This window comes from Clostridium sp. AF28-12, assembly GCF_003435225.1.
GTDB lineage: Bacteria > Bacillota > Clostridia > Lachnospirales > Lachnospiraceae > Pilosibacter > Pilosibacter fragilis.
In genome coordinates this window covers 1-23,228 of sequence record NZ_QWGJ01000010.1, presented here as the reverse complement: position 1 = coordinate 23,228, position 23,228 = coordinate 1, and the positions used below count along the sequence as shown (strand labels likewise).

At 45.6% G+C, this 23,228-nt stretch carries 25 protein-coding genes and 3 tRNA genes; 10 read left to right on the top strand and 18 right to left on the bottom strand.

What is annotated here, in order from left to right; translation table 11 throughout:
• Positions 1-110 precede the first annotated feature (110 nt).
• Together DWY93_RS09885 and DWY93_RS09880 are read left to right on the top strand one after the other, a co-directional pair.
• Entirely contained in the window at positions 111-668 is a 558-nt protein-coding gene (locus DWY93_RS09885; protein WP_015552246.1) for a DUF1003 domain-containing protein, read from the top strand.
• Between the two features lie 129 nt (positions 669-797).
• Positions 798-2,156 carry an MATE family efflux transporter gene (locus DWY93_RS09880; protein WP_117470502.1) on the top strand — a complete coding sequence of 453 codons (1,359 nt, stop codon included), beginning with the start codon at positions 798-800 and terminating at the stop codon, positions 2,154-2,156.
• Between the two features lie 151 nt (positions 2,157-2,307).
• On the opposite strand, the gene DWY93_RS09875 is transcribed toward DWY93_RS09880, so the two are convergent.
• The 11 genes from DWY93_RS09875 to DWY93_RS09825 all read right to left on the bottom strand — a co-directional run bounded on the left by DWY93_RS09875 (position 2,308) and on the right by DWY93_RS09825 (position 13,259).
• On the bottom strand, positions 2,308-3,945 hold the full coding sequence (locus tag DWY93_RS09875; protein WP_117470501.1) for an ATP-binding cassette domain-containing protein: 1,638 nt from the start codon (positions 3,943-3,945) through the stop codon (positions 2,308-2,310).
• Between the two features lie 308 nt (positions 3,946-4,253).
• The gene (locus tag DWY93_RS09870; RefSeq protein WP_015552243.1) at positions 4,254-4,466 is read right to left on the bottom strand and encodes a cold-shock protein; all 213 of its coding nucleotides are present in this window, start codon (positions 4,464-4,466) and stop codon (positions 4,254-4,256) included.
• A gap of 358 nt (positions 4,467-4,824) precedes the next feature.
• Positions 4,825-6,324 carry a 4-alpha-glucanotransferase gene (gene malQ / locus DWY93_RS09865; RefSeq protein ID WP_117470581.1) on the bottom strand — a complete coding sequence of 500 codons (1,500 nt, stop codon included), beginning with the start codon at positions 6,322-6,324 and terminating at the stop codon, positions 4,825-4,827.
• Positions 6,325-6,515: 191 nt separating this feature from the next.
• Positions 6,516-7,340, bottom strand: coding sequence for a hypothetical protein (locus DWY93_RS09860; protein ID WP_117470500.1), 825 nt, complete (start codon positions 7,338-7,340; stop codon positions 6,516-6,518).
• Positions 7,341-7,629: 289 nt separating this feature from the next.
• Positions 7,630-8,316: a YjjG family noncanonical pyrimidine nucleotidase gene (locus DWY93_RS09855; protein ID WP_117470499.1), complete on the bottom strand. Its 687-nt coding sequence runs from the start codon at positions 8,314-8,316 to the stop codon at positions 7,630-7,632.
• A 148-nt stretch (positions 8,317-8,464) separates the two neighbouring features.
• Positions 8,465-9,739, bottom strand: a complete 1,275-nt coding sequence (locus DWY93_RS09850; RefSeq protein WP_181968526.1) for a dihydroorotase — start codon at positions 9,737-9,739, stop codon at positions 8,465-8,467.
• Between the two features lie 133 nt (positions 9,740-9,872).
• Positions 9,873-10,247 carry a VOC family protein gene (locus tag DWY93_RS09845; protein ID WP_117470498.1) on the bottom strand — a complete coding sequence of 125 codons (375 nt, stop codon included), beginning with the start codon at positions 10,245-10,247 and terminating at the stop codon, positions 9,873-9,875.
• Positions 10,248-10,280: 33 nt separating this feature from the next.
• The gene (locus DWY93_RS09840; protein WP_117470497.1) at positions 10,281-11,504 is read right to left on the bottom strand and encodes a hypothetical protein; all 1,224 of its coding nucleotides are present in this window, start codon (positions 11,502-11,504) and stop codon (positions 10,281-10,283) included.
• Positions 11,505-11,517: 13 nt separating this feature from the next.
• Positions 11,518-12,213 carry an MBL fold metallo-hydrolase gene (locus tag DWY93_RS09835; RefSeq protein WP_117470496.1) on the bottom strand — a complete coding sequence of 232 codons (696 nt, stop codon included), beginning with the start codon at positions 12,211-12,213 and terminating at the stop codon, positions 11,518-11,520.
• Between the two features lie 3 nt (positions 12,214-12,216).
• Positions 12,217-12,606 (bottom strand): zinc ribbon domain-containing protein, encoded by a 390-nt coding sequence (locus tag DWY93_RS09830; protein WP_117470495.1) that lies wholly within the window; start codon positions 12,604-12,606, stop codon positions 12,217-12,219.
• Positions 12,607-12,629: 23 nt separating this feature from the next.
• Complete coding sequence (locus DWY93_RS09825) at positions 12,630-13,259, bottom strand: lactate utilization protein (protein ID WP_117470494.1); 630 nt, start codon at positions 13,257-13,259, stop codon at positions 12,630-12,632.
• A 305-nt stretch (positions 13,260-13,564) separates the two neighbouring features.
• On the opposite strand from DWY93_RS09825, the gene DWY93_RS09820 reads away from it, so the two are divergent.
• The 4 genes from DWY93_RS09820 to DWY93_RS09805 all read left to right on the top strand — a co-directional run bounded on the left by DWY93_RS09820 (position 13,565) and on the right by DWY93_RS09805 (position 15,987).
• Positions 13,565-13,804 (top strand): hypothetical protein, encoded by a 240-nt coding sequence (locus DWY93_RS09820; protein ID WP_242990583.1) that lies wholly within the window; start codon positions 13,565-13,567, stop codon positions 13,802-13,804.
• Between the two features lie 313 nt (positions 13,805-14,117).
• Complete coding sequence (locus DWY93_RS09815; RefSeq protein WP_117470492.1) at positions 14,118-14,510, top strand: thioesterase family protein; 393 nt, start codon at positions 14,118-14,120, stop codon at positions 14,508-14,510.
• A gap of 277 nt (positions 14,511-14,787) precedes the next feature.
• A complete protein-coding gene (locus tag DWY93_RS09810) occupies positions 14,788-15,072 on the top strand; it encodes a helix-turn-helix transcriptional regulator (RefSeq protein WP_015552232.1) in 285 nt (94 codons plus the stop codon).
• 18 nt (positions 15,073-15,090) lie between these two features.
• Entirely contained in the window at positions 15,091-15,987 is an 897-nt protein-coding gene (locus DWY93_RS09805) for a DNA glycosylase (protein WP_117470491.1), read from the top strand.
• A 148-nt stretch (positions 15,988-16,135) separates the two neighbouring features.
• Here DWY93_RS09805 and DWY93_RS09800 read toward each other — a convergent pair whose 3' ends face one another.
• The 3 genes from DWY93_RS09800 to DWY93_RS09790 all read right to left on the bottom strand — a co-directional run bounded on the left by DWY93_RS09800 (position 16,136) and on the right by DWY93_RS09790 (position 18,614).
• Entirely contained in the window at positions 16,136-17,167 is a 1,032-nt protein-coding gene (locus tag DWY93_RS09800) for a 3-deoxy-7-phosphoheptulonate synthase (protein WP_015552230.1), read from the bottom strand.
• Positions 17,168-18,006: 839 nt separating this feature from the next.
• Positions 18,007-18,321: a HigA family addiction module antitoxin gene (locus DWY93_RS09795; RefSeq protein WP_117470490.1), complete on the bottom strand. Its 315-nt coding sequence runs from the start codon at positions 18,319-18,321 to the stop codon at positions 18,007-18,009.
• A 14-nt stretch (positions 18,322-18,335) separates the two neighbouring features.
• Positions 18,336-18,614: a type II toxin-antitoxin system RelE/ParE family toxin gene (locus DWY93_RS09790; RefSeq protein WP_015552228.1), complete on the bottom strand. Its 279-nt coding sequence runs from the start codon at positions 18,612-18,614 to the stop codon at positions 18,336-18,338.
• Between the two features lie 777 nt (positions 18,615-19,391).
• Between DWY93_RS09790 and DWY93_RS09785 the strand changes: the two genes are divergently transcribed.
• From DWY93_RS09785 to DWY93_RS09770, 3 genes are all read left to right on the top strand, one after another.
• Complete coding sequence (locus tag DWY93_RS09785; RefSeq protein ID WP_147324203.1) at positions 19,392-19,652, top strand: hypothetical protein; 261 nt, start codon at positions 19,392-19,394, stop codon at positions 19,650-19,652.
• Between the two features lie 726 nt (positions 19,653-20,378).
• Positions 20,379-20,747 (top strand): hypothetical protein, encoded by a 369-nt coding sequence (locus DWY93_RS09775; RefSeq protein ID WP_117470487.1) that lies wholly within the window; start codon positions 20,379-20,381, stop codon positions 20,745-20,747.
• A gap of 14 nt (positions 20,748-20,761) precedes the next feature.
• Positions 20,762-21,037, top strand: coding sequence for a hypothetical protein (locus DWY93_RS09770; protein ID WP_015552225.1), 276 nt, complete (start codon positions 20,762-20,764; stop codon positions 21,035-21,037).
• Between the two features lie 65 nt (positions 21,038-21,102).
• Here DWY93_RS09770 and DWY93_RS09765 read toward each other — a convergent pair whose 3' ends face one another.
• A complete protein-coding gene (locus DWY93_RS09765; RefSeq protein WP_117470486.1) occupies positions 21,103-21,789 on the bottom strand; it encodes a recombinase family protein in 687 nt (228 codons plus the stop codon).
• 164 nt (positions 21,790-21,953) lie between these two features.
• Here DWY93_RS09765 and DWY93_RS09760 point away from each other — a divergent pair, with 164 nt between their 5' ends.
• Positions 21,954-22,445, top strand: a complete 492-nt coding sequence (locus DWY93_RS09760; protein ID WP_117470485.1) for a tyrosine-type recombinase/integrase — start codon at positions 21,954-21,956, stop codon at positions 22,443-22,445.
• 376 nt (positions 22,446-22,821) lie between these two features.
• Here the strand turns inward: DWY93_RS09760 and DWY93_RS09755 are convergent.
• The 3 genes from DWY93_RS09755 to DWY93_RS09745 all read right to left on the bottom strand — a co-directional run bounded on the left by DWY93_RS09755 (position 22,822) and on the right by DWY93_RS09745 (position 23,135).
• A tRNA-Cys gene (locus DWY93_RS09755) sits at positions 22,822-22,892 on the bottom strand.
• 13 nt (positions 22,893-22,905) lie between these two features.
• Positions 22,906-22,977, bottom strand: a tRNA-Glu gene (locus DWY93_RS09750).
• A gap of 85 nt (positions 22,978-23,062) precedes the next feature.
• Positions 23,063-23,135 (bottom strand) — tRNA-Asn (locus DWY93_RS09745).
• Positions 23,136-23,228 lie beyond the last annotated feature (93 nt).

Below are 23,228 nucleotides of genomic sequence, written 5' to 3'. Positions count from 1 at the left end.
CCGCCAACTGGGAGAATTTAGCAGTTACCAGTTATCAGTACAGAGCAGTGTCCGCATGCATCACCGATGCGCTGCACGCGTTTTATATGCCGGACATAAGGAGATTCACTATGAAAATGAAAAGCGGAAACGAACGAAAAAAAATCATCCGGGAACTCCTGAACAGGACTGATCAGGAATTTACAGATGAAGAGCTGATCCATCAGCTGATCATGACAAACATCACAGAAAATTCCAATGAGACAGAAAAGCTGTCCTTCGGCCAGAGAGCATCCGACGCAGTAGCGAAATTTGCCGGAAGCTGGGCATTTATCTTCAGCTTTATCGCTGTCATGGTCGGATGGATGGCTGTCAACGTTATCCTTGGAACGAAGGCCTTTGATGCCTACCCGTTTATCCTTTTAAATCTGGTACTTTCCTGCATTGCTGCCATTCAGGCTCCCCTTATCATGATGAGCCAGAACCGACAGGAGGCAAAGGACAGACAACGCGCGGAAAACGACTTTAAGGTCAATTTAAAGAGTGAACTCATTATCGATGACCTGCACAAAAAAATGGATCTGATCATCGAAAACCAGAAAAAGATCAACCATCGTCTGGATATGCTGGAACAGACCGGCAAGGCTATAGACACGCCAAAAGCCGGATCCCCTATCCACAATGCTTAATACAAAATAAGAATGTGCCTTGGCACATTCGCGAGGTCACTTGCGACAATCTACATCTTCACGCAAGTACACAAATATTCCGCAGTACAGTTTTTCTGTACTGCGGATTTTATACAGGAGAGTTTTATTATGGCTGCTGAAAATGATCTCGGCCGTGACGACATAAAAAAACTCGTCGTCCGGATCGCAATTCCCAGTATGCTGGCACAGTTTGTCAGCGTCCTTTACAGTATCGTAGACCGCATGTATATCGGAAATATCCCCGGCTCCGGCGACATGGCACTGGCGGGGGCCGGTGTCTGCGGTCCGGTAGTCACTATGGTCGGCTCCGTCGCGTTTCTCGTGGGAATCGGCGGTGCCCCGCTTATGAGCATGAAGATGGGACAGGGCGATAAAAAGGCCGCCGAGCGGATCCTTGCAAACTGCTTCCTCATGCTGGCAGTATGTTCCCTCCTCATGGTGGCCTGCATCTACCCAATCCACATTCCGATGCTGCGGTATTTTGGTGCCAGCGATATCACGCTGCCCTACGCAAACGCATATTTTACAATATATCTGACTGGAACCGTATTCGCCCTGATGTCCACAGGTATGAATCAGTTTATCATCTGTCAGGGCTTTGCAAAGACCGGCATGTACTCCGTCGTCCTCGGCGCGGTGCTGAACATCATTCTGGATCCGATCTTCATCTTCGGCCTCCACATGGGCGTCTCCGGTGCCGCCGTCGCAACCGTCATCTCCCAGATGGCGAGCTGCGCTTTCGTCCTAAATACACTGTTCGGAAAAAATATGCCGGTGCGTATCACCTTCGGCGGTTACAGCTGGCGGCTGATCCGCAGAGTGCTCACCATCGGCTTTACCCCATTTATCATCATCGCCATGGATAACGTCATGATCATCACCATGAACGCGATCCTGCAAAAATACGGCGGTGCGGAGCGCGGAGACCTTCTGATCACCTGCGCGACCATTGCCCAGAGCTTCATGCTCGTAGTCACCATGCCTCTCGGCGGTATCACCAGCGGAACTCAGGCTGTTCTTGCCTACAATTTCGGAGCCGGAAAGACCGACCGCGTAAAGAATGCGCAGAAGTACATCTTTAGCCTTGCTGCGGCATACACCGCTCTGCTCTTCGTCCTTGCGCGTACCATCGGCGGCCTGTTTGTCCGTCTCTTTACAGCAGACCCGGTTGTTGCCGCAGAAGCGCTCCGGGCGATCCGGATCTTCACTCTGGCGATCATTCCGCTGGCATTCCAGTATGAGATCGTCGACGGTTTCACCGGCCTCGGTCAGGTACAGGTTGCCCTGCCGCTTTCCTTCTTCCGAAAAGGCGCATACTTCGTATCCCTTTTCCTGCTTCCCGCAGTGTTCGGAGCTGAAGCGGCATTTTACGCAGAACCGGTATCTGATATCCTTGGACCGATTGCTTCGGTGATCGTGTATCTCACTTCGATGAAGAAGGTTCTGGCGAAAGCCGGGGCTAATTAACCGGTTCCGCCAAAACTAAGTGTAAATACGCAAAAACAGAGCATATATCTTCGCATGCCAATGTTTTACATAGGGTATGGTTGAATATATGCTCTGTTTTTTCTGCAGGCAGTTTACACTGCCATTTTCTATCTCAATTCAGGCGGCAGAATCAGTCATCATTCTCTTCACTCTCAGTGATCGTATAGGTGAATCTCTTTCTCGCCATCTCATCGCTCTCAAGGTACTCGTCATAGGTCGTGATCTTATCGATCAACTGGCCGTTGATGATCTCCATGATACGGTTTGCGGTCGTCTCTACGACCTGATGGTCACGGGAGGAGAAGATGATCACGCCCGGAAACTTCTTCATTCCGTTGTTCAGGGCTGTAATGGACTCCATGTCCAGATGGTCCGTCGGCTCATCGAACATCAGCACGTTCGCGCCGGAGATCATCATCTTGGAGAGCATGCAGCGCACCTTCTCACCACCGGAGAGAACCTTTACCTTCTTTACGCCGTCTTCACCGGCAAACAGCATTCTTCCGAGGAATCCGCGGACATATGTGACATCCTTTTCCGGGGAGTACTGGGTCAGCCAGTCTACGATCGTATCATCATTATTGAACTCTGCGCTGTTATCCTTCGGGAAGTACGCCTGAGTCGTTGTGAGACCCCATTTGTAGCTTCCGGAATCCGGCTCCATCTCACCGGAGAGGATCTTGAAGAGTGTGGTCTTCGCAAGCTCGTTCGGTCCTACAAGGGCAACCTTGTCCTCTCTTCCCAGGGTAAAGGAAATATTGTCGAGAACCTTTACGCCGTCGATGGTCTTTGTAAGTCCCTCAACGGAGAGAACCTCGTTTCCGATCTCACGGGCCGGACGGAAGTCGATATACGGGTATTTTCTGCTGGACGGGCGGATCTCGTCAAGCTCGATCTTCTCTAACGCACGTTTTCTGGATGTCGCCTGCTTGGACTTGGAAGCGTTGGCGGAGAATCTCTGGATGAACTCCTGCAACTCTTTGATCTTCTCCTCTTTCTTTCTGTTTGCCTCCTTCATCTGCTTGATCATCAACTGGCTGGACTCGAACCAGAAATCATAGTTTCCGGCATAGAGCTGGATCTTGCCGTAGTCGATATCAGCGATCTGCGTGCAGACTTTATTTAAGAAATAACGGTCATGGGATACCACGATAACAGTATTCTCAAAGTTGATCAGGAACTCCTCAAGCCATGCGATCGCGTCGAGATCCAGATGGTTCGTCGGCTCGTCGAGGAGCAGGATATCCGGATTTCCGAATAATGCCTGGGCGAGGAGAACTTTTACCTTCTGTGGTCCGAGAAGGTCTTTCATTGTTTTGTAATGGAGGTCTGTCTCGATACCAAGACCGTTTAACAGGTTCTCAGCGTCGGACTCCGCTTCCCATCCGTTCATGGTAGCGAACTCTCCCTCAAGCTCTGCAGCCTTGATTCCATCCTCGTCTGTGAACTCTTCCTTCATGTAGATCGCGTCTTTTTCCTTCATAATGTCATAAAGGCGCTTATTTCCCATGATAACGGTATCGAGAACTGTGTACTCGTCGTATTTAAAGTGGTCCTGCTGTAAGAAGGAAAGACGCTGACCCGGAGTGATCGCAACCTCACCGTTTGTCGGCTCGAGCTGACCGGATAAGATCTTTAAGAATGTGGACTTTCCAGCACCGTTGGCACCGATCAGACCATAACAGTTTCCTTCTGTAAATTTAATGTTTACGTCTTCAAATAAAGCTTTTTTACCGACACGGAGTGTCACATTATTTGCACTAATCATTTTCTAAATCTCCTTTTAACTGACAAGGGGTATCTGTGAAATGCGCCTTAGCGCATCCCCCGCGCCGGGCACAAGCAGCCTGCCTCGGATCTAAACCCTGGCAGAACTTAAAACGATAACCTTCCGCAAATGTCTCCAGCCTGCCGGTCAGTTATCAAAGTCCTTCTTATTCTATTAAAGAACACAGTTTTTTGCAAGGCTTTTCGCGAAAAAAGCCTGTTTTTCAAGGAAAAATCCTGCGAGACAAAAAAACTGCCGACCCAAGTGCAACTCGGAACGGCAGTTCTTTTAATTCTTGTTTATTCGAATTAGAGTTTAACTACGTTAACAGCGCGAAGCTTCTTGCTGTTCTTCGGATCCTGCTCTGTGTCGAAAGTAACCTTCTGGCCCTCTTCAAGAGTCTTGAAGCCGTCGCCTACGATTGCGGAAAAGTGTACGAATACGTCGTCGCCGCCATTATCGTTGGAGATGAATCCGTAGCCTTTCTCAGAATTGAACCACTTAACTGTACCGTTGTTCATTTTGGTACCTCCATAAAAAATTGAATTTTTCCGTACTAAGACTATTGGAAATCCCCACACATCGCTGTTGGTCTTTATTTCAAAAAACTCACATGCTTTTGTAATTCATCGTATCGCGCAAATGACTTACAAAAACATGTGAGTTCAATAGTGCATCGGAATTAACTTAACAATATCACACTTCTGGTCTTGTGTCAATCGAATTTCCAAGAAACGGGCGGTCTGTTTTATCCTTACGAACCGCCCGTTTTTCCTTATTTCTCGGCACTGTGCCGCGTACCGCAAACATCTGTTTTTCTCGACAAAAATTGACTTTTCCCTTCGGTAATTCTACCGTGATTTTTGCATTTTTTTCGATCTAAAACCGTCCGAATGTATCGACCAGCCATGACAGATGGTTGATATGATCCTGCGTCAGCTCGCCCGGTTTCATTCTCCATCTCCAGTTGTTTCCCACCGTACCCGGCGTGTTCATTCTCGCCCAGCTATCGAGCTTTAAGACATCCTGCGCCTGGAAGATCACAACGCTGGCTACAGACGCGTAGGCGGTCTTTAAGACCTTGTCTACGACCTCATGCTGATGGGAGACACCCATGTAGTCTGCGATATACTGCAACTCCCACCACTGGCGCGCCTCCGGCTTAAAGTAGCCCACCAGAGTCTCGTTGTCATGGGTTCCGCCGTAAACGACGGAATTCGGGGAGTACATATGCGGCAGGTGCTCGTTGAAGCGGTCGCCGCTGAAGGCGAACTCGATGATCTTCATTCCCGGATATCCTGTCTCCTCAAGAAGCTCCTTGACCTCCGGAACAAAGATTCCAAGATCCTCCGCGATGATCTTCGTGTCACCGATGACCATGTTGATGGCATCTGTGAGCTTCTTTCCAGGTCCCTTTAACCACTCGCCTGTCTTTCCGTCCTCGGAACCCGCCGGAATCGCGTAGTACTGGGTTACACCGATAAAGTGGTCGATACGGACCACGTCATACAGGCGGGCAGACGCTTTCATGCGCTCCTTCCACCATGCGAAATCGGTCTTTTCCTGAACATCCCAGCGGTAAAGCGGATTTCCCCAGAGCTGTCCCGTCTCGCTGAAGGCGTCCGGCGGAACTCCGGCAACCTTGATCGGAGTCAGGTTCTCCTCATCCAAAAGGAATAACTCCGGGTGGGTCCAGACATCCGCGCTGTCAAGTGCCACGTAGATCGGAATATCACCGATGATGGAGATTCCCTGCTCATTCGCATATGCGCGGAGCTTTCCCCACTGCTGGTAGAATTTATACTGTAAAAACTTCCAGAAGTCGATCTCGTCCTTCAATTCCTCGCGGTAGGACTCCACCGCTTCTTTCTTCCGGAACCGGATATCTTCCGGCCATGCCAGCCATTCTTTATTATCAAAATGGAACTTTAACGCCATGTAAAATGCGTAATCATTCAGCCAGAACCAGCTGTCCATACAGAACTTCTCGTAGCCCTGTTCCTCGCGGTACTCACTTCTCGCGTACGCCTTTTTCAACAGTGGAAACCGGTACCAGAACACCGCGTCGTACGCCACCTGGGTCGGATTATCCCCCCAGTAACAGGCGTTGATCTCGTCCTGTGTGAGAAGTCCCTCCTTCACCAGGGTATCCAGATCGATAAAGTACGGATTTCCCGCAAAAGCGGAAAATGACTGGTACGGGCTGTCCCCGTAGCTTGTCGGTCCCACCGGCAGAACCTGCCAGTATTTCTGTCTTGCTTTCTTTAAGAAGTCCACGAAATCATAGGCCGCACTGCCAAATGTACCGATTCCGTATGGTGACGGCAGGCTTGACACCGGCATCAGAATTCCGGCTCCGCGCTCCAGCATTGTCTTCATATTTGTATCCCCTTCTGTCCGGCAGATCCCCGCCTGTTTATCTTTTACCATTCAGCATTTTACCATCCATAACGGCTCACAGCCCGGCACATATTATGCGCAGGGCTGTTGCTGATTTCTTCTGTATCGTCCACCTTCTACACTCCGCTGTTCATGCCATTGGCAGACAGCAACAGAAACTTTCTGGTGAATTAACGATTCTTCTTGATTCTCTCGTCGTTTTCAAGGACTTTCTTCGCGATCATGATAAAGTGGAGCTTGAAGTTATCCTCTGTATCGTTTACGTCAAGTCCGGTATTGATGCGGACCATATTTAAGCTTGTCTTTACATCATCCTCAGACATTCCGAGCTGTCTTGCAGTCTCAGCGATGTCCTCTTTGCATTTGTAGTATTTCGCGAGAACCCGCTTCTCAGTCTCACCGAGCTGTTTTAAAACGGTTCTGGTAAGGCGGTCACCGAAGTTTACAACCATCTGGTTGATGCTGCTGTAAATCTCCATACCCATGTATTCAAGGATCACACGGTCTTTCTTGAAGATCTCGCCGGCCTTTACCGCATCCTGGGCATTGATGTATGTATGCTTGATTCCCTTGATTCCGCTCTCGATCGTACCGATGCCGACGCGGATCTTTCTGTCAGAATTGATCTTTTCTACCTGCTCAAGGGCTGTCTCCTTGATCTGCGGGATCAGGTCACGCATTGCGGATTTGTCGTTCATGATCAGGATCACGCATACGCCGCTGTCGCAGGTGATAATCTGCTTTCCACCGATCTTCTTGTTGATATCGGAGAGAGCGATGATCGCGTTTGCCGCGTCTGTGAGCTTCTCACGGTCTTCCGGTTTTACATTCATATCAGACGGATACTGGAAAGAGACCGCCATAAAGGTGTCCATATCCACGTCGAAACCAAGCTGTCTTCCAAACTGTTTTACCAGATCCTCGTCCTCGTAGTATCCGATTACGATGTCATTAAAATAAGCCGATAATGTGATATCTGTCGTGTTCTTGTTCATGAAATACACCCCTCATTTCTATATATTCGCCGCCGCTCTTTCTGTCCCTTCACCGGATCCGTATGCGGCGGACAATGCTCTCCGGGAAAACTTAATTATAAGAAAAATCTTCTTATTTGTCAAGATGTCTGACAATATTTCTCAGTATTGCTATGACTTTTTGCAATTTTGAAAGGTACCAGCAGTAAAACCAGCCTTCAAAATGATTTTCCATGGATTTTATCTCATTCCGGGTACTTTTAGTTTACATAACTTTTCAGAAAAATTGCCTGCTGCTGTCTTTCTGAAATTAACTCAGCATCTCACCTATCTTTTCCAACGTATCCGCCTCGTAATCCACATGCACCCCGGCTGTATTCTCCTGATGGTGCGGGTTGTACCACAGGGTATCGATTCCGGCATTGTTTCCTCCACGGATGTCAGAAGTCAGGGAGTCACCGATGATCAGCATGTTCTCCACGTCATTTCTGCCCATCTTTTTAAAGCAGTAATCGAAGTACTCCTGCTGCGGCTTCTGGTATCCGGACTCCTCTGAAACATAGATTCCCTGAAACAGTTTATCCAGTCCTGCTGCCGCGAGGCGTTTATACTGGGTCTCAGCGACACCGTTTGTAACGATATGAAGCTCATAACGATTCTTTAAGCCATTAAGAAGGTCCATGACTCCGTCTAAGAGAAACGCACTCTCATTTAATGTCTGGCGGTACAATCCATCGACCTCAGCGCCATTTACCTTGATTCCGAAGTCACTGAAGAAATCCTCAAATCGCAGGCTTAACACCTGCTCTCTCGTGATCTCCCCGCGCTCTAACTTCTGCCAGTAGCTTTTGTTCAGATGGTGGTACTTCTGCACATTCTCCTCTGTAGCCGGTACGCCAAAGTGGGTGAGTACCCGCTCGATGCCGATCCTCTCCGCCTTGTCGAAATCCAGAAGTGTTCCATCCACATCAAAAAGAAGCACCTGGTATTTTTTCATGACTTGTTTTCTCCTGTTCTTTATTTCTCACAATTCTCAGCTTTGCCTCCTCCTGCATTGCTGAAAACAGCTGCACTCCCCGGATCCAGCTCCAACCGGACTCTCTGAGTCTTATCAGCCCGATGCCAGGGAGCTCTGCTGAATGTTCTTAATCCTTGTATACAATCTTTCCACCGCAGATCGTATACTTCACACGTCCGAAAAGTTTTGTTCCGATAAACGGCGTGTTGTGGGACTTGGACGCGATCTCATCATCTGTAACGGTCCATTCCTCGTTCTCATTGAAGATCACGATATCGGCATCCCCGCCCTCTGTTAGATATCCCTTATCAAAGTGATACAGCTTCGCCGGATTCACGCACATTTTCTCCACAAGCTGCATGGTAGTCAGGTGGCCTTTCTTCACAAGCTCTGTCACCGCAAGGCCGAGAGCAGTCTCAAGACCGATAATTCCGCTCGGTGCTTTCCATACCGGAAGAACTGCCTTTTCCTCCGCGCTGTGCGGAGCGTGGTCGGTGGCGATCATATCGATGGAGCCGTCCTTGATTCCTTCAATAATTCCCTCGCGGTCCTTTGCGGTTCTAAGGGGCGGGTTCATCTTCGCCATTGCGCCATGTTCTAAAACAGCGGTCTCATCTAATGTGAAATGGTGAGGAGTGACCTCCGCTGTCACGTTTGCTCCAAGCTCTTTCGCAAGCTTCACAGCCTTTACAGATGTGGCGGAGCTGATATGCTGGATATTGACTGACGCGCCTGTGTGCAAGGCGATCATGCAGTCACGGGCCACGAGAGAATCCTCAGCAAGTGCCGGGGAACCTGTGATTCCAAGCTCTTTTGCGACTGCACCTGCGTTGATTCCGTTCTCGGAGATGAATGCCGGGTCTTCCTCATGGAAGCTCAGCGGTACATTTAACTCTTTCGCCTTCTTCATGGCCTCGTAGACGAGTTTCTCGTTCATCAGCGGGATTCCATCGTCCGTAAATCCAACAGCTCCTGCTGCCTTTAAGGCGTCCATATCCGTGAGCTCCTGCCCCTTCATTCCAACAGAAACGCATGCGGCCGGAAGAACATTGATACCTGTCTTCTCTCCTTCTGCGATGATATATTTTACGGTCTCCACATTGTCTACCGGCGGTTTTGTATTTGCCATGGTGACAACCGTTGTGTATCCGCCCTTTTTCGCTGCGGCGGAGCCTGTCTGGATATCCTCTTTGTATGTAAGTCCCGGATCGCGGAAGTGAACATGGACGTCAATGAGGCCCGGCGCTACGACACAGCCGTCTGCGTCGATCACCTGCTCATAGCTTCCATCATCTTCCACTTTTCCGATGGTCTTTATCTTTCCGCCATCAATGACAACGTCCAGGATCCCGTCGGTATTGCTCTTTGCGTCTACTACTCGTCCGTTTTTAATCAGAATCATCTTAGCTCCTCCTGTTTTATCTGTTTCTATGTTTCCTATCTCTGACCGGCTGCTATTTTTCCAGTGAGAACAGTTTCCGTCATTTCTGCCTGATGTGTGAATTTTTCATATGTCTGGCTGTCGGACCTTTTCATTATTTTCTCGTCGGAACGATCTCCAGCCAGTAATTATCCGGATCTGTGATAAAATAGATCCCCATCTTCTCATTTTCAAAGCAGATGCATCCCATCTCTTTGTGCTTTGCGTGAGCCGCCTCGAAATCATCTACCCGGAATGCAAGATGGAACTCGTTGTCTCCAAGATCATAGTGATCTTTCTCCCAGTCCCTGAGCCATGTGAGCTCTAACTGGTGCGGTGTCACGCCGTCTCCGAGGTATACCAGGATAAAGCTCCCGTCCGCCGCTTCTTTTCTTCTTACTTCCTTTAATCCAAGAGCTTCCTCATAGAATTTTAAGGACTTGTCAAGATCTATGACATTAAAATTATTATGCGCAAATGTGAATTTCATGGTGTTCTCCTCTCAAATTATACTTGTTTCACATTACGGTATCGTAGACAAAAGAATCCCTGTATAATTATGTAAAATATCATCCGGCTGGATTGCGTCCGATACCATAGAAATTTCAAGCTTATACTCTGTTCCCTCTTCGCCAATCGAGCCATGTACCGGTACATACCGGTCAAAGCAGACATTTTGTTTTTTCTTTGTTGTGACGATTAACGAAACGTACTCTTCCGTTGTCAGAAGCTTGTAGTAAACATCTTCTTCCGGAAATGTATTTCTCGCCCGGTCGATCATATCTGCATAGTTGTAATCTTCTGATCCATCATCCGGACCGGACCTTTTTCCGTTGATCGCAGCCTGCAGTTTTTCTAAAACAGCTGCCGTCCTTGCCTCATTTTTCCTTTGTTCGATTTCTGACGCAATACTCACCTGCAGTGAAATGATCAGTACGATTCCTGTCATGCCAGCTATAGTCGTCAACCATACAGCGATTATCTTTGATTTCTTTTTCTTCTCGTCCTCTCTTGTAAGCCGGGTACAAGAAAATTCTTTTACAAAGGATGGCTGATTTTTATTTCCGTAAGCAATAATGGCATCTATCGTGTCATATCCCTCTTCAACACTGTACTTTCTCCAGACAGCATGCTCTGAATAAAACTTTTCCAGCCTATCGTAGAAACGCGGGAACCATCCCGTGTACCGCTTCCTTCGAATGAAAAATACGCTGATTCCGCCAATAAGAATCGTAAAATATCCGACTCCTATCACCCCGTAATAAAGGCCTTCTATTTTCGATACCTGTTTTTCCGGCAGTATGGCAAGGAAATGATACTCACCATCCGTTTCCTTCTCCCAGTATGTCTGAAGCCTGTTTCCGTAAGAATACTGTACCGGATCCATTCCAAGTTCGGCAAGTGTATACTGTACATGCTCACCTTTATTTGGATCTTTCAGACGCAATGACTGTCCATCTTCCTGTACAACTGCGATGACATTCTTTTTTCCTGTGAGTTTATAGCCCGTTATGCTCTGAAAAGGATCATACAGCCCAGCACCGAAAAACCATGTCAATGATAAGATCATATAAATAACGAATAGTGTTATGAGTTCTTTCCACACGTTATATTTCAATGACTTCTCTATCATTTCTTTTTCGTACTCAGGAATTCCAGGTAATGTAATGTACCAGGAAGCAAACCGTTCTCTTTTCGCTTCTTCATCCATCACTTTTCCGATATTCATTGAGGTCGCAAGCTGCATTTTATTCCCCCTCTCAGATTTCCCAGCCTTCTCCCTCTTCATGGATCTCAACGATCCTGTCACGGTATCCCGCCGAACACGGCATTTTTTTCAGCCGCTCCGCCACATCGTATTCCCCCCAGAAGTGCATCGGGAAAATATGTTTCACGTCGACTTCCTTCACGAAATCATCGATTCCCAAGTAAAAATATTCACCGAGTCTCGGATCCAGCGGTAAAAACGCAATATCCGCCTTCCTGCCATGCATCTTTGCGATCTCCTCCCGGTAAGCCTTCGTCATATTCTTATTCCACTGCGGATCTTCCCCATCCCAGTACCAGTGGTTTAAATCTCCGGCATGGTAGATCTCCAGGCCATCCACACTGCACCAGAACGCGACGCCCTCATCCGTGGACTTAAATCCCTCGACCTTCAGCGTTCCGTCATCCAGTATCTGCCCCGGATTTAAAAATTCTGTCTTTCCTTTACAAGATTCCGGAACCCGCTTACTCCAGATATCAAATGCCAGAATATAATGGATCTTCGGATGTTTCTCCTCCAGTTCAAAGATCACCTTTGAAAAATGATCCGGATGTCTGTGACTGGCGAACACATAGAGCGGTTTTTCCTCCGAAAACTCCGGCAGCTTCCCCTGGAAATAGTCAAACAGCAGGTACGCCGACTCCGTCTCCACGAGAAACGCGCTGTGATGAATGTATGTGATCTTCATGTCTTAAAACCTCTTTCCGCACTTCGGGCAGTATTCAAAGTTTTCCTTCGTCTCATAACCGCAGTTCGAACACCGCTTCAACGGCACGTCCCAGGCCGGAGCGTCATGTCCCTCTGAGACGAGCGTCAGATCTTCCTCACGGATCGAAACATCCTCTCCTGCGGCGATCCGCTTTCCGACTTCCTCGTCCAGCTGGTAAATGGTCCCGCAGCAGCTTGTCTTCACATAATATTTCCGCCCCCATTTAAAGATTGGAATAAAGAAAAAGGACAGGCACATATAGGTCATAAACACCTGATACCGTCCATATCTCCCGCAGCGGCCACAGATCATCGCCGCCGCGTTATAAATCAGTTCTTTTGTTCCCTGAGTAATTCCGCCAATAAAAAACATTGGGTTCCTCCAGTAATCTTATTTTAATAGCCTAAATTTTCCCCAACGATCACAACCTTGATCCGTCCGTCATATCGGGATCTCCGTGTAACAACGATCGAACAGCACATACAGTCGGGGGACTGGCAGTCCATGCAGACTCCCTTTACACCACATGGCGTTTTCCGGCCGGTAGCATCTGCAATGATCGGACAAGCCTGCGTCTGGATCCGGTCGATTCCATCCTCAATACTCCGCACCAGCTTATTCATTCCGACAACAATGATCACCTGTCTGGGTCCATGGATCAAACAGGCCACACGGTTTCCCGCACCGTCAATATTGACCAGTTCGCCTTTTACAGTGATCGCATTCGTTCCCATAAGGAAACAGTCCGCACTGCAGGAGCCGAGATATGAAGGATTTCCCATCGTCTCTTTATCTTTCATCGGATAATCCCGCATCTCATGTCCGGATTTCTCCAATTCAGCCAGAATCCCCAGCTCCCGGATCGATGCCGAGCCGCCCCAGCCGATGGAAGCACCGGGTTCGATCAGCGAGAGTACCGTTTCCACTGCCTCTTTCTTATCCCGGCAATAGATTCCCTCCATATTTCTTTTTTTCAAATTACAAATGACATTTTCTGCCATCCGTTTTTTTGCGTCCTCCAACATCGTATCTCTCCTTTACAACTGCCTGACCATCGTTTTCCCGATGCTTCGCATTCCAAATCGGTAAAATCCACCACTGTATTGTACGGAATTTTCAGTTCAGATAATTCCTATTCGTATACAGTAACCACTTTCTCAGTGCTAATTGTAGCATACTATTCCCATATCTTGCAATTCCTGCTCAAATATTTTATACTGGAATCCATCAGCATGTTACTGTTCGTGCCTTGCGCAAACAGTGGCATCGGCGTCCATCCGACCCGCTGCGTGACTACCTGAAACACAATTTTAGGAAAGAGGAAGATATTTTGAGTATAAACCCAATGATGTTTCTGCAGTTCAAAAACTCCTGGCAGACCTTTACCAGAAACCACCCGAAATTCCCGGCTTTCTGGCGTGCGGTCTACAAACATGGCATTCAGGAAAACATGATCATCGAATTTAAGGTTATCGAACCGGACGGCAAGGAACTTGCCTCCAACATCCGCGTGACAAAATCCGATCTGGAACTTTTTGAGAATCTGAAAAAAATGATCACAGACCAGTAAGTCTTTTCTTGCAATTTATGTATGAGTATTCTATACTTTATATGTCAGTGTCAGGCAGGATAACGCCGCGCTGATCACACTTTCCCGGTTTAAATCCCGGATCTTTGCTGTCACTGTCAGGATCTCCGGTATTGTAAACTGTGGTATTCAGTAACTATTCAGTAGGTCTGCGCATTTACTTCGCTGACCGTAAGAAAACTTAGACTAGAAGGCAAAAATCCTATCGACACAGCCGATTTAGAATGGATTTTTGCGCGTAACTGTGAGGGTACTGAACAGTTACGGTATTCATTTAATCATGGAGGACAAACTTATGCTGGAAACTGGAATAAAAGGAAGACAGGAGGTTGTTGTCTCTGACGCAAACTCCGCAAAAACAATGGGAAGCGGCACACTCGACGTGTTCGCGACACCGGCTATGACCGCTTTAATGGAAAAGACCGCCTGGATGAGCGTTGCTGATCAGCTCGACGAGGGCTGCGGTACTGTGGGTACACTCTTAAACGTAACACACGACGCACCGACACCGCTTGGAATGACCGTATGGTGCGAGACTGAACTTGTCGAGGTAGACGGACGTCGTCTCGTATTCGATGTTGCCGCTTACGACGCCAAAGGAAAGATCGGCGGAGGCCGCCACGAGCGCTTTATTATCCAGAACGAAAAGTTCCAGGCGAAAGCGAACAAGAAGGCACTTGCTGAATAATTTTTTGTCTCCCGCCATCTCTAAATTTGGCGGGAGACAACTTTCTTTTTTATTTCATAAATATTCTTCTGATGTTCAATTCGTTTTAATCTGGTTCTTTTAATCTTTATCAAATCTTTTGATTCATGATTTATTAACCTTTTTTATTTCTAAATTACAATTCCATTGACTTATTGAGATATATCTCATATCATATAAGGAGACACACAAAACACCAAAGAAAGAATTATTGACCGCACTTTTGAGAAAAAGAAACTATATTCAGAGGAGGACATGCATGACACTTCAGGAATATAAAAAACAGAAAATGCAAAATCCAGATTTTTCCGCCGCATATGACGAGATTCAACCGGAAATGGATATCATCCGGGCAATTATCGACGCCAGAATCAGTCAGAACATGACGCAAAAAGAACTTTCCGAAAGAACAGGAATCAACCAGACTGAGATCAGCCGTCTGGAAAATGGAAGTCGAAATCCATCCATCAAACTGCTTCAGCGCCTTGCCGAAGGAATGGGAATGACTTTAAAAATTTCTTTTGTTCCTAGGCAGACCCGCTGACCAGCCAGGAGGTACTCTATGATTTCAAAAAACTTAAAGAACTTCAACCTCCGCCAGATCGCCGACTCCGGTCAGTGTTTCCGTATGATTCCCTGTGCCCCGAATGATCCGCAGACAGCTTACCGGGTCATCAGCAGCGGACATTTTCTTATTGTGGAGCAGAATAGGGATGAGGTGATTTTTCACTGTCCCGATGACGAGTCTGCATTCTGGAATCATTATTTTGATCTTGGGACGGATTATGGTGCTTATATCCGCACTGTTGACCCTGCGGATGAATATCTTTCAAAAGCGGCGGCTTTCGGCAGTGGAATACGGATCCTGAACCAGGATCTCTGGGAGATGATCATCACCTTTATTATCTCACAACAAAAGACAATTCCGGCGATCCGAGCGCTAGTGGAGGCGCTGAGTGAGAAATATGGAACGCGGCATGAGTTGTCTTCCGGATATTATTATGCGTTTCCAACTCCTGAAGAGTTAAACCACGCCTCCCTGGATGATCTCCTCGCCTTAAAGCTCGGTTACCGTGCCAAGTATATCAAGCGAACCTGCGAAGACGTCTGCTCCGGAAAGATGGATCTTGACCGTCTGCGGGGACTGAATTATTCCGACTCCATGGAAGCTCTTCTCTCCTGCTACGGCATAGGCGTCAAAGTTGCCAACTGCATCTGCCTCTTCGGTCTGCACCATATCGGTGCCTTCCCGGTGGACACCTGGATCAAAAAGATCCTGCTGCGGGAGTATGCCCCGAAAAGCCGCTGCACCAGTCATGTTCCCGAATCACGGCTCTGCGAGGCGCTGATCGAAGAAAATTTCTCGAAATATCCGGGGTTCGCCGGTGTGCTGCAGCAGTATATCTTCTTTTATGAGAGAGAGTTCTCATCAAAAGCAGCCCAGACTGCTAACGTCTAGGACCTGCTGCCGGCAGCTTCTTCCAGATGCACGACTATAAAAAGCCACCGGAATGATAATTTTCACTTTCATCCCGATGGCTTAATATTTACTCTATTTCCCGTTCCCAGCACACATTTCATGTGCCGGCACCGATAATTTCTATCTCTTATTTGATCTCATCCGCAATATCATAGATCAGCTTCTCCGTATCATCCCATCCAAGACACGGATCCGTGATGGATTTTCCGTAAATATGCTCGCCAATCTTCTGGCTGCCCGGCTCTAAGTAGCTCTCGACCATAACGCCCTTGATGAAATTATGGATCTCCTCAGAGTGGCGGCGGCTGTGAAGAACTTCCTTCACGATACGGATCTGCTCCATGTAGCGCTTGTTGGAGTTAGAGTGGTTTGCGTCAACGATGCAGGCCGGATTCAACAGCTCTCTCTCCTGGTACAGGCTGTAGAGAAGCTCCAGATCCTCATAGTGGTAGTTCGGCAGACACTGACCATGCTTGCTGACTGCGCCTCTTAAGATCGTGTGCGCCAGCGGATTACCCTTTGTCTCAACTTCCCATGTACGGTAAATAAAATCGTGGCCATGCTGGGCAGCATAGACCGCATTTAACATAACCCCGAGATCACCGCTGGTCGGGTTCTTCATTCCAACCGGAACGTCCATACCGCTGGATACAAGGCGGTGCTGCTGGTTCTCAACAGAACGCGCACCGATCGCGACATAGGAAAGTACATCGGAAAGGTAGCTGTAATTTTCCGGATACAGCATCTCATCGGCTGTCGTGAATCCATAATCCTCGATCACGCGCATATGAAGCTTACGGATCGCTACAAGTCCTTCGTACATATTCGGCTTCTTCTCGGGATCCGGCTGATGAAGCATTCCCTTGTATCCGCCGCCTGTGGTACGCGGCTTATTTGTGTATACACGCGGTACGATAACCAGCTTATCCTTAACCTGCTCATTGACCTTGGCGAGACGGCTCATGTACTCACATACAGCGTCCTCGCGGTCCGCGGAGCACGGTCCAATGATCACGAGGAACTTTTTGCTCTTTCCCGTGATAACATCCGCAACCTCTTTATCTCTTGCCGCTTTTAACTCCACGCACTCCGGTGTCAGCGGAAATTCCGCCTTGATCTGCGCCGGTGTCGGAAGTAAACTTTTGTAATTGAATGACATAATTTTCTCCCCCAAAATATTATTTTCATGTAGATTCAGCCCTGCCTTTCTATATCGAATATGAACCGCGAACCAACTGTTCCAGACTGCATCATTCAATATCCAAATGCTGGCAAAACCAAATCATCACCTTTTAAGCACGTATTTTATTTTTAAGCACTTTATCGCTTTTAACTGCTGATGTGTCCATTTCTAAAAATGTCCCGCGCTGCACATATGTCAGTGCGGGACATTTATTATTATAGTACACTTTTTTTAGGACTTCAAGTACTTATGTCTCTATATTTCTTTTTTTCGATGCTCCTTCCTCAATCTGTTTGCGTCCTGCTTGCCCGCATATATTTTGCATACTTTTTCTGGTAAAACAAAAACCTCAGAGTCCTTATAAACAAAGGATTCTGAGGCTCTCATAAGAGAGGCGGCAACCAGATTTGAACCTCCTGTCATCTCTCGAAACCCAGATAAAGAAAGGAGTTTACATGCCGATTGATGCTTGTGTTTGCGGACGCAAACAGTGCGCAAACACATAAATCTCACCTTTTCTGGCTCTAAGTTCATTTTTTCTGATTTAATATACCGGTACATTGTAATGGTGCGTTGTTTATAAAAATGTCTCAAAAAGATATAAATTTATGTAATCGGAGGGTCACAGTCCCTCCGCAGAGGGGCAAACCGCCTGCCATGTTGCGCAATTAGACGGTGCTGCTTGAGACGGATATCTAAGCGGACATTTTGTACAGGGCATATTTTTAGCAAAACTTGCAACCCATTTCATGGACCAAGTACAACGAGGCTGTCGCATTAGCAATGTTTTTGCTAGGCGACAGCCCCATTTATTATTACATTTGTAATGCAGCGGCCTCTTCAGAGTGCACAGATGGAAATGGAATGACATTTTCTGGAAGATGCTGTTCAGCTTCCCATAGTGTCAATTTCTGTTGCATATTCATCCAGCTCTCTGGAGAAGTATTCGTTGCTTTCGCGATGCGAATTGCCATATCAGGGCTTAGCATTGCTTTTTCATTTACAAACTCTGACAATGTCTTTCGACTGACCCCAAGCATTTTGGCAGCCTCTGTGATGGTAAGACCCAGCGGCTTTATAACATCTTCCAGGAGGACAGCTCCCGGATGTGTTGGTTTTCTATTGGTCATACATGTTCCTCCTTCTAATGATAATCTTGGTAATCTAGGAGGTACGCATCCTGTCCTTCAAAATAAAATGTTAATCTCCAGTTGCCATTAACAGTAACAGCCCACATATCCTGTTTATCTCCTTTCAGAGGATGTAATCGATATCCTGGTAAATTCATATCCTGTGGACTTATACTTGCATCAAGACGATCAAGCATTCTTCCTAGTTTTGGCGCATGCTCTGGTTGGATTCCCTTCTTGGAACCACTTTCATAAAATTCCCTTAAGCCTTTGTGCGCAAATGATTTAATCATATTTATATTATACCGTGTAACGCTATGGGTGTCAAATAAGAAAATATAGTTCAGAAAAAATAAGATTCAGGAATTTTCCAGTTACCGTTTGCTTGATAAGCATATCTGATGAACGAATCTGCGGAAGATTCCTGGGAGCATCAGTATCCCGGACAGCATCCACGCCTAGTTCAGGCCGGGGAGATCAATCCATCCTGTAACCACAAAATAGAAAAACCCCGGAGTTGCAACCTCCGGGATTTTTCACATATTACTTGAGCACTTTTGTCGTTTTTGCCTAACGGTAGCCTAACATTAGTATAACATGTATGTTTTTTTCTGTATACCTAATAGTTTCCTTTTTTAATCTAATTTCTCATATAATTAAAATAATCGCGCCATTCGAATTCTGTACGGTATCATTGTATTGCGATTATTACGGAAATGGTGCATTCGCATGTTACCCAAGCGCGCACTGGAAAGAGCTGTGCTTTCCGCATGCAGGGGGGAAAAATCTCCCATGTTTATTTGCTCCCCGATATGCATCCTGTTAATGAAATTTTTTATGGTATGATTTCTTTATATAACAGAAGAAAAGCCATGAGGTGATCAACGATGAAAGAAAAATTTTTAATGGACCTGATCGGTTGCTATCGGGAATATTTTCCGTAAAACATACCTGTTGAATGCCGAAAAACAGCGGCATTGATAGTATTCCGCTTTGCAATTCCAGATGAGGAATTAGATCATATATGTAAGTTGCTTATAGAGACTGAACTGGGAGAGCTGGAGTCGGCCGTGTATCAGGCATATCGCTTTTATATCAGCGAACCGTTCCGAGCGGCACTTGCATATATTTTACTGCACCAGGATCTTCCACTGTCAGAGGTCAGATATGGATTAACTGATGCCAGGCAACAATCCAGAACCAGAATCCGGAATACAAAAAAGGGAGAACAGTTCGTTGCAGAGCAGATGCAACGAATTGAGCGGATTAACCGGAATCTGCTTTTACTTAGTGAAGAAATACAGGCGGGCGAAGATTCCCACAATATTTAAAGCCGGATGACTACACGTAATCATCCGGCTTCTTTAACTGCTTAAAATAAATCGGTTGTAAAAAACATTTTCTGAGATGTGGATATTCTGGACTTCAGATCTGAAGGTATTTGAAAACTTTCCCCCTTTACTCTATGCATAACGCTAAAGATATAAAACAAACAATATAGTTAAGTGAATAGTATTACTACATACACATATAAAAATGAATAATTTCTTACATTTTAACCAAAAACTTACAGCATTTTTATGATTTGTTTATAAATATTGCATATTCAAAATAATTATGATAAAATTTACACACAAAAAATAAATGATGCGCCTAATTTTGAAATATTTAAACGTGAAAGAGGGTGAATACTATTGAACAAAAAATTGTATATATTTTTTTCTTTAACATCCTTTGCTTATATGCTATCTGTTAGCGTATATTTGCTTAATAGCTTTATACTGTTAAATGATACTATTTTTGCGGTTACCAGAATTTTAATGATATGTTGTTTGCTTATATTTTTACTGTTTGGATTAAAATTAAAAACAATTGCAAAAATAGAAGGGAATAATCAAACGCTAACCAAATTTCAACATATTCAAAAAGTATGGAGCATAGTCATAATAACTAGCCTAATAATTCTTGTTTTTAGAGATTTTGTATGAATATTATAGGGGCTGTTGCATTAACAAATATTCGATTCTCTCAGCAGGGATGAACTGATCCAGGTATTAATGACAAAATACGGAGCTACAGAAACTGAAGCTGAAAGGTTAGTTGACCGTGCTTATGAAAATACCCAGCCGTATTCCGCAAGGGCGAAAGCTTTTCCTTCGAACCCATCCATTGGGCAAACATGCGTTATTGATGTAACGATTCACGTTGACGATGCCGCAACAGCTGCTGGAATTGCTAGTGAAATTATGGCTGCTTCGCCTTATGTGACTTTAGCAGCCGCGCTTTATGCTGCCAATGTATTACTTACGGCTGGAAGTATGATATATGGATCTACAGTTGAACTCCATATTAGTTATACCTATGGATATACAAACGATGGTGTTTTAGGTTGGACCCCGGGCTATGTATCTTATGAGATTTATTAATTGAGAGGTATGCTATGAAATATAAGGGAAATGTCTATTCGTATTTTAATTTATCAGGGATATTATTTTGTATTTTTATTGCATGGGCATCCTATTACAATTATAAGAATTTACAAATAACCGGACTTTTGGCTTTTTTTGTATTCTGCGTATTGAAGTGTGCAATGCTTGCAAAATTTAAAAAAGATATACTTGAAAAAGATACTCCCTTATTATTTAAAGTTTCTAACCATGTGTTTGGAATAGCATTTATTATCATGGATATCTTTATCTTTTATGTAAATAGGTGATCACTGGTCGCCTATGTTAAAGGAACTTAAGGCGGAAATACACATGGATGCATTTCCGCCTTTTACTATGCAATTGGAAATTTAGATAAGTCGTTTCTATATTTGTAGTAAGTGCCGCGACTGATGCCGATTACTTTCATGCAGTCAGATGGACAAAGATCTCCACCAAAGAGCGTATCACGTTTCAGAATAATATTTTTTGCCTTTCGTTCCTTCTCGGTGATGCACCGGCCACGAGGCCGGCCGAGCTGCTTTCCAGAACGTCTGGCTGTTTCTAATCCCTCGATCGTTCGTTGCCTGAGATCATCCAGTTCCTTATGGGCCTGTTGAAAGGCAATACGGACTTGCTTTTCTGCAAGCTTCACTTGATATGCTTCGATGGCCTCCAGAATTATATCAACCTCCGTGCCAGTCCGTGGAATTTGCATCTGACAGGCTTCCCGATATACATCCGTGTTGATCCCAGGCTCCGCGAAGAAAAACAAGTTCACTTTTCTTTTATACAGATCCAGGTACTCCTTTACTCCATCATCCTCATCACGGGCCATTCTGGAAACCGAATCAAAATAGATATTATCTCCAGGCATAAATCTGGGATAATATCTCCGCCACTTAGGCCGATCCTGTGTGCTACCAGTAAAAATTTCCTTGATGATAACAAGGTTCGGATCCGGACACATCAGGCGGATGTTGCGCTCCTGTCGTTCCACGTTCTGAAATTTTGTAGAAATCCTTATATATCCATAGTTCAATGCACATCTCTCCCGATTGTATGAAAAAAATGTTATATTTATAGTGTACAGATGATTGGCAATATACGCAAGTTGAAACTGTATAAAAAAACGACCGTTTTTTTCGCACACTTATATCTTTCATTATCTGAGCACTTATTGTATAATATAAACGTAAGCTTTTTATCATACACATTGGAGGATACCTCATTGATATACGGATAAAGGACCTAAAATGGTCCGACATTGATGGAGACTCCATCCGTATACAACGCTTTGTAGATGATAAGAACCGAGTTATCAATTCTATTAAGGGCAATACAGCAGACGGAATTCGCTCCATGCCACTGACACCTGCAACAAAAGCCATTCTCAGCCGGATCCGAAAGTTACAACCCGATAATCAGGAATTTATCTTTTATCGTGGCGACAGCCCATTGGCAACAGTTACTTTCAATCGCCGTTTGAAAAAATGTTGTGAGGACTTAGGCATCGAATACCGCTCCTCCCACAAGCTGCGTTTCTCGACAGCATCTATCATGTATAAGAATGGTATGGAAGATACAGAGTTACAAAAACTGCTTGGTCATACGACACTTTCCATGACACAACACTATTTATGCAATATTACTTCCAATGAAGAGACAGCAAGTAAAATGGCCGCTATTCTCGGTTAAGGTATAGCGACCATTTTACGATTCTAATAAAGGAGATATGAGCTTCTGCTTGCGCAAACACACTCTCTTCTAAATATTTTTTTGTAAGGACAGCCGGAGCATAAATCTTGTTGAGCTGCAATTCCTTTATAGCTATAAGCAGATCAGCAATACTCATTGCTATCAGAAGCCTTGTTTGCGCAAACGATATATAGTCCTTTTAATGCATTGAAAATGTGCCAGATTCAAGATCAAATCAATTTATTGTATGAATATAGATAGGTAAATCTTCATACAATGCACTGTTTTCAGACCGCAAACACGCGCAAACATCAAAATTATAAAACAAAAACCCCAGAACCCTTATAAATAAAGGATTCTGAGGCTCTCATAAGAGAGGCGACAACCAGATTTGAACTGGTGATCAGGGTGTTGCAGACCCACGCCTTACCACTTGGCTATGTCGCCATATTTAGTTAAATGACCCCAACGAGGTTCGAACTCGTGTTACCGCCGTGAAAGGGCGATGTCTTAACCGCTTGACCATGGGGCCTTAAATATATACTACCATATTTACATGCCTCTGTCAACCGGGTAGTATTACCAGTCATCAGGTTCATCGGATAGTACGAAAAAAGCTCCCCGAGTAGGACTCGAACCTACGACAGCGCGGTTAACAGCCGCGTGCTCTACCGACTGAGCTATCGAGGAATAGTGAAGGAACATACCTTCAAAACCACATATTGAAATCCATCTTTACCGCTTCATCAACCAACCAGACCTTCCTGGATAAGCCCTCGACCG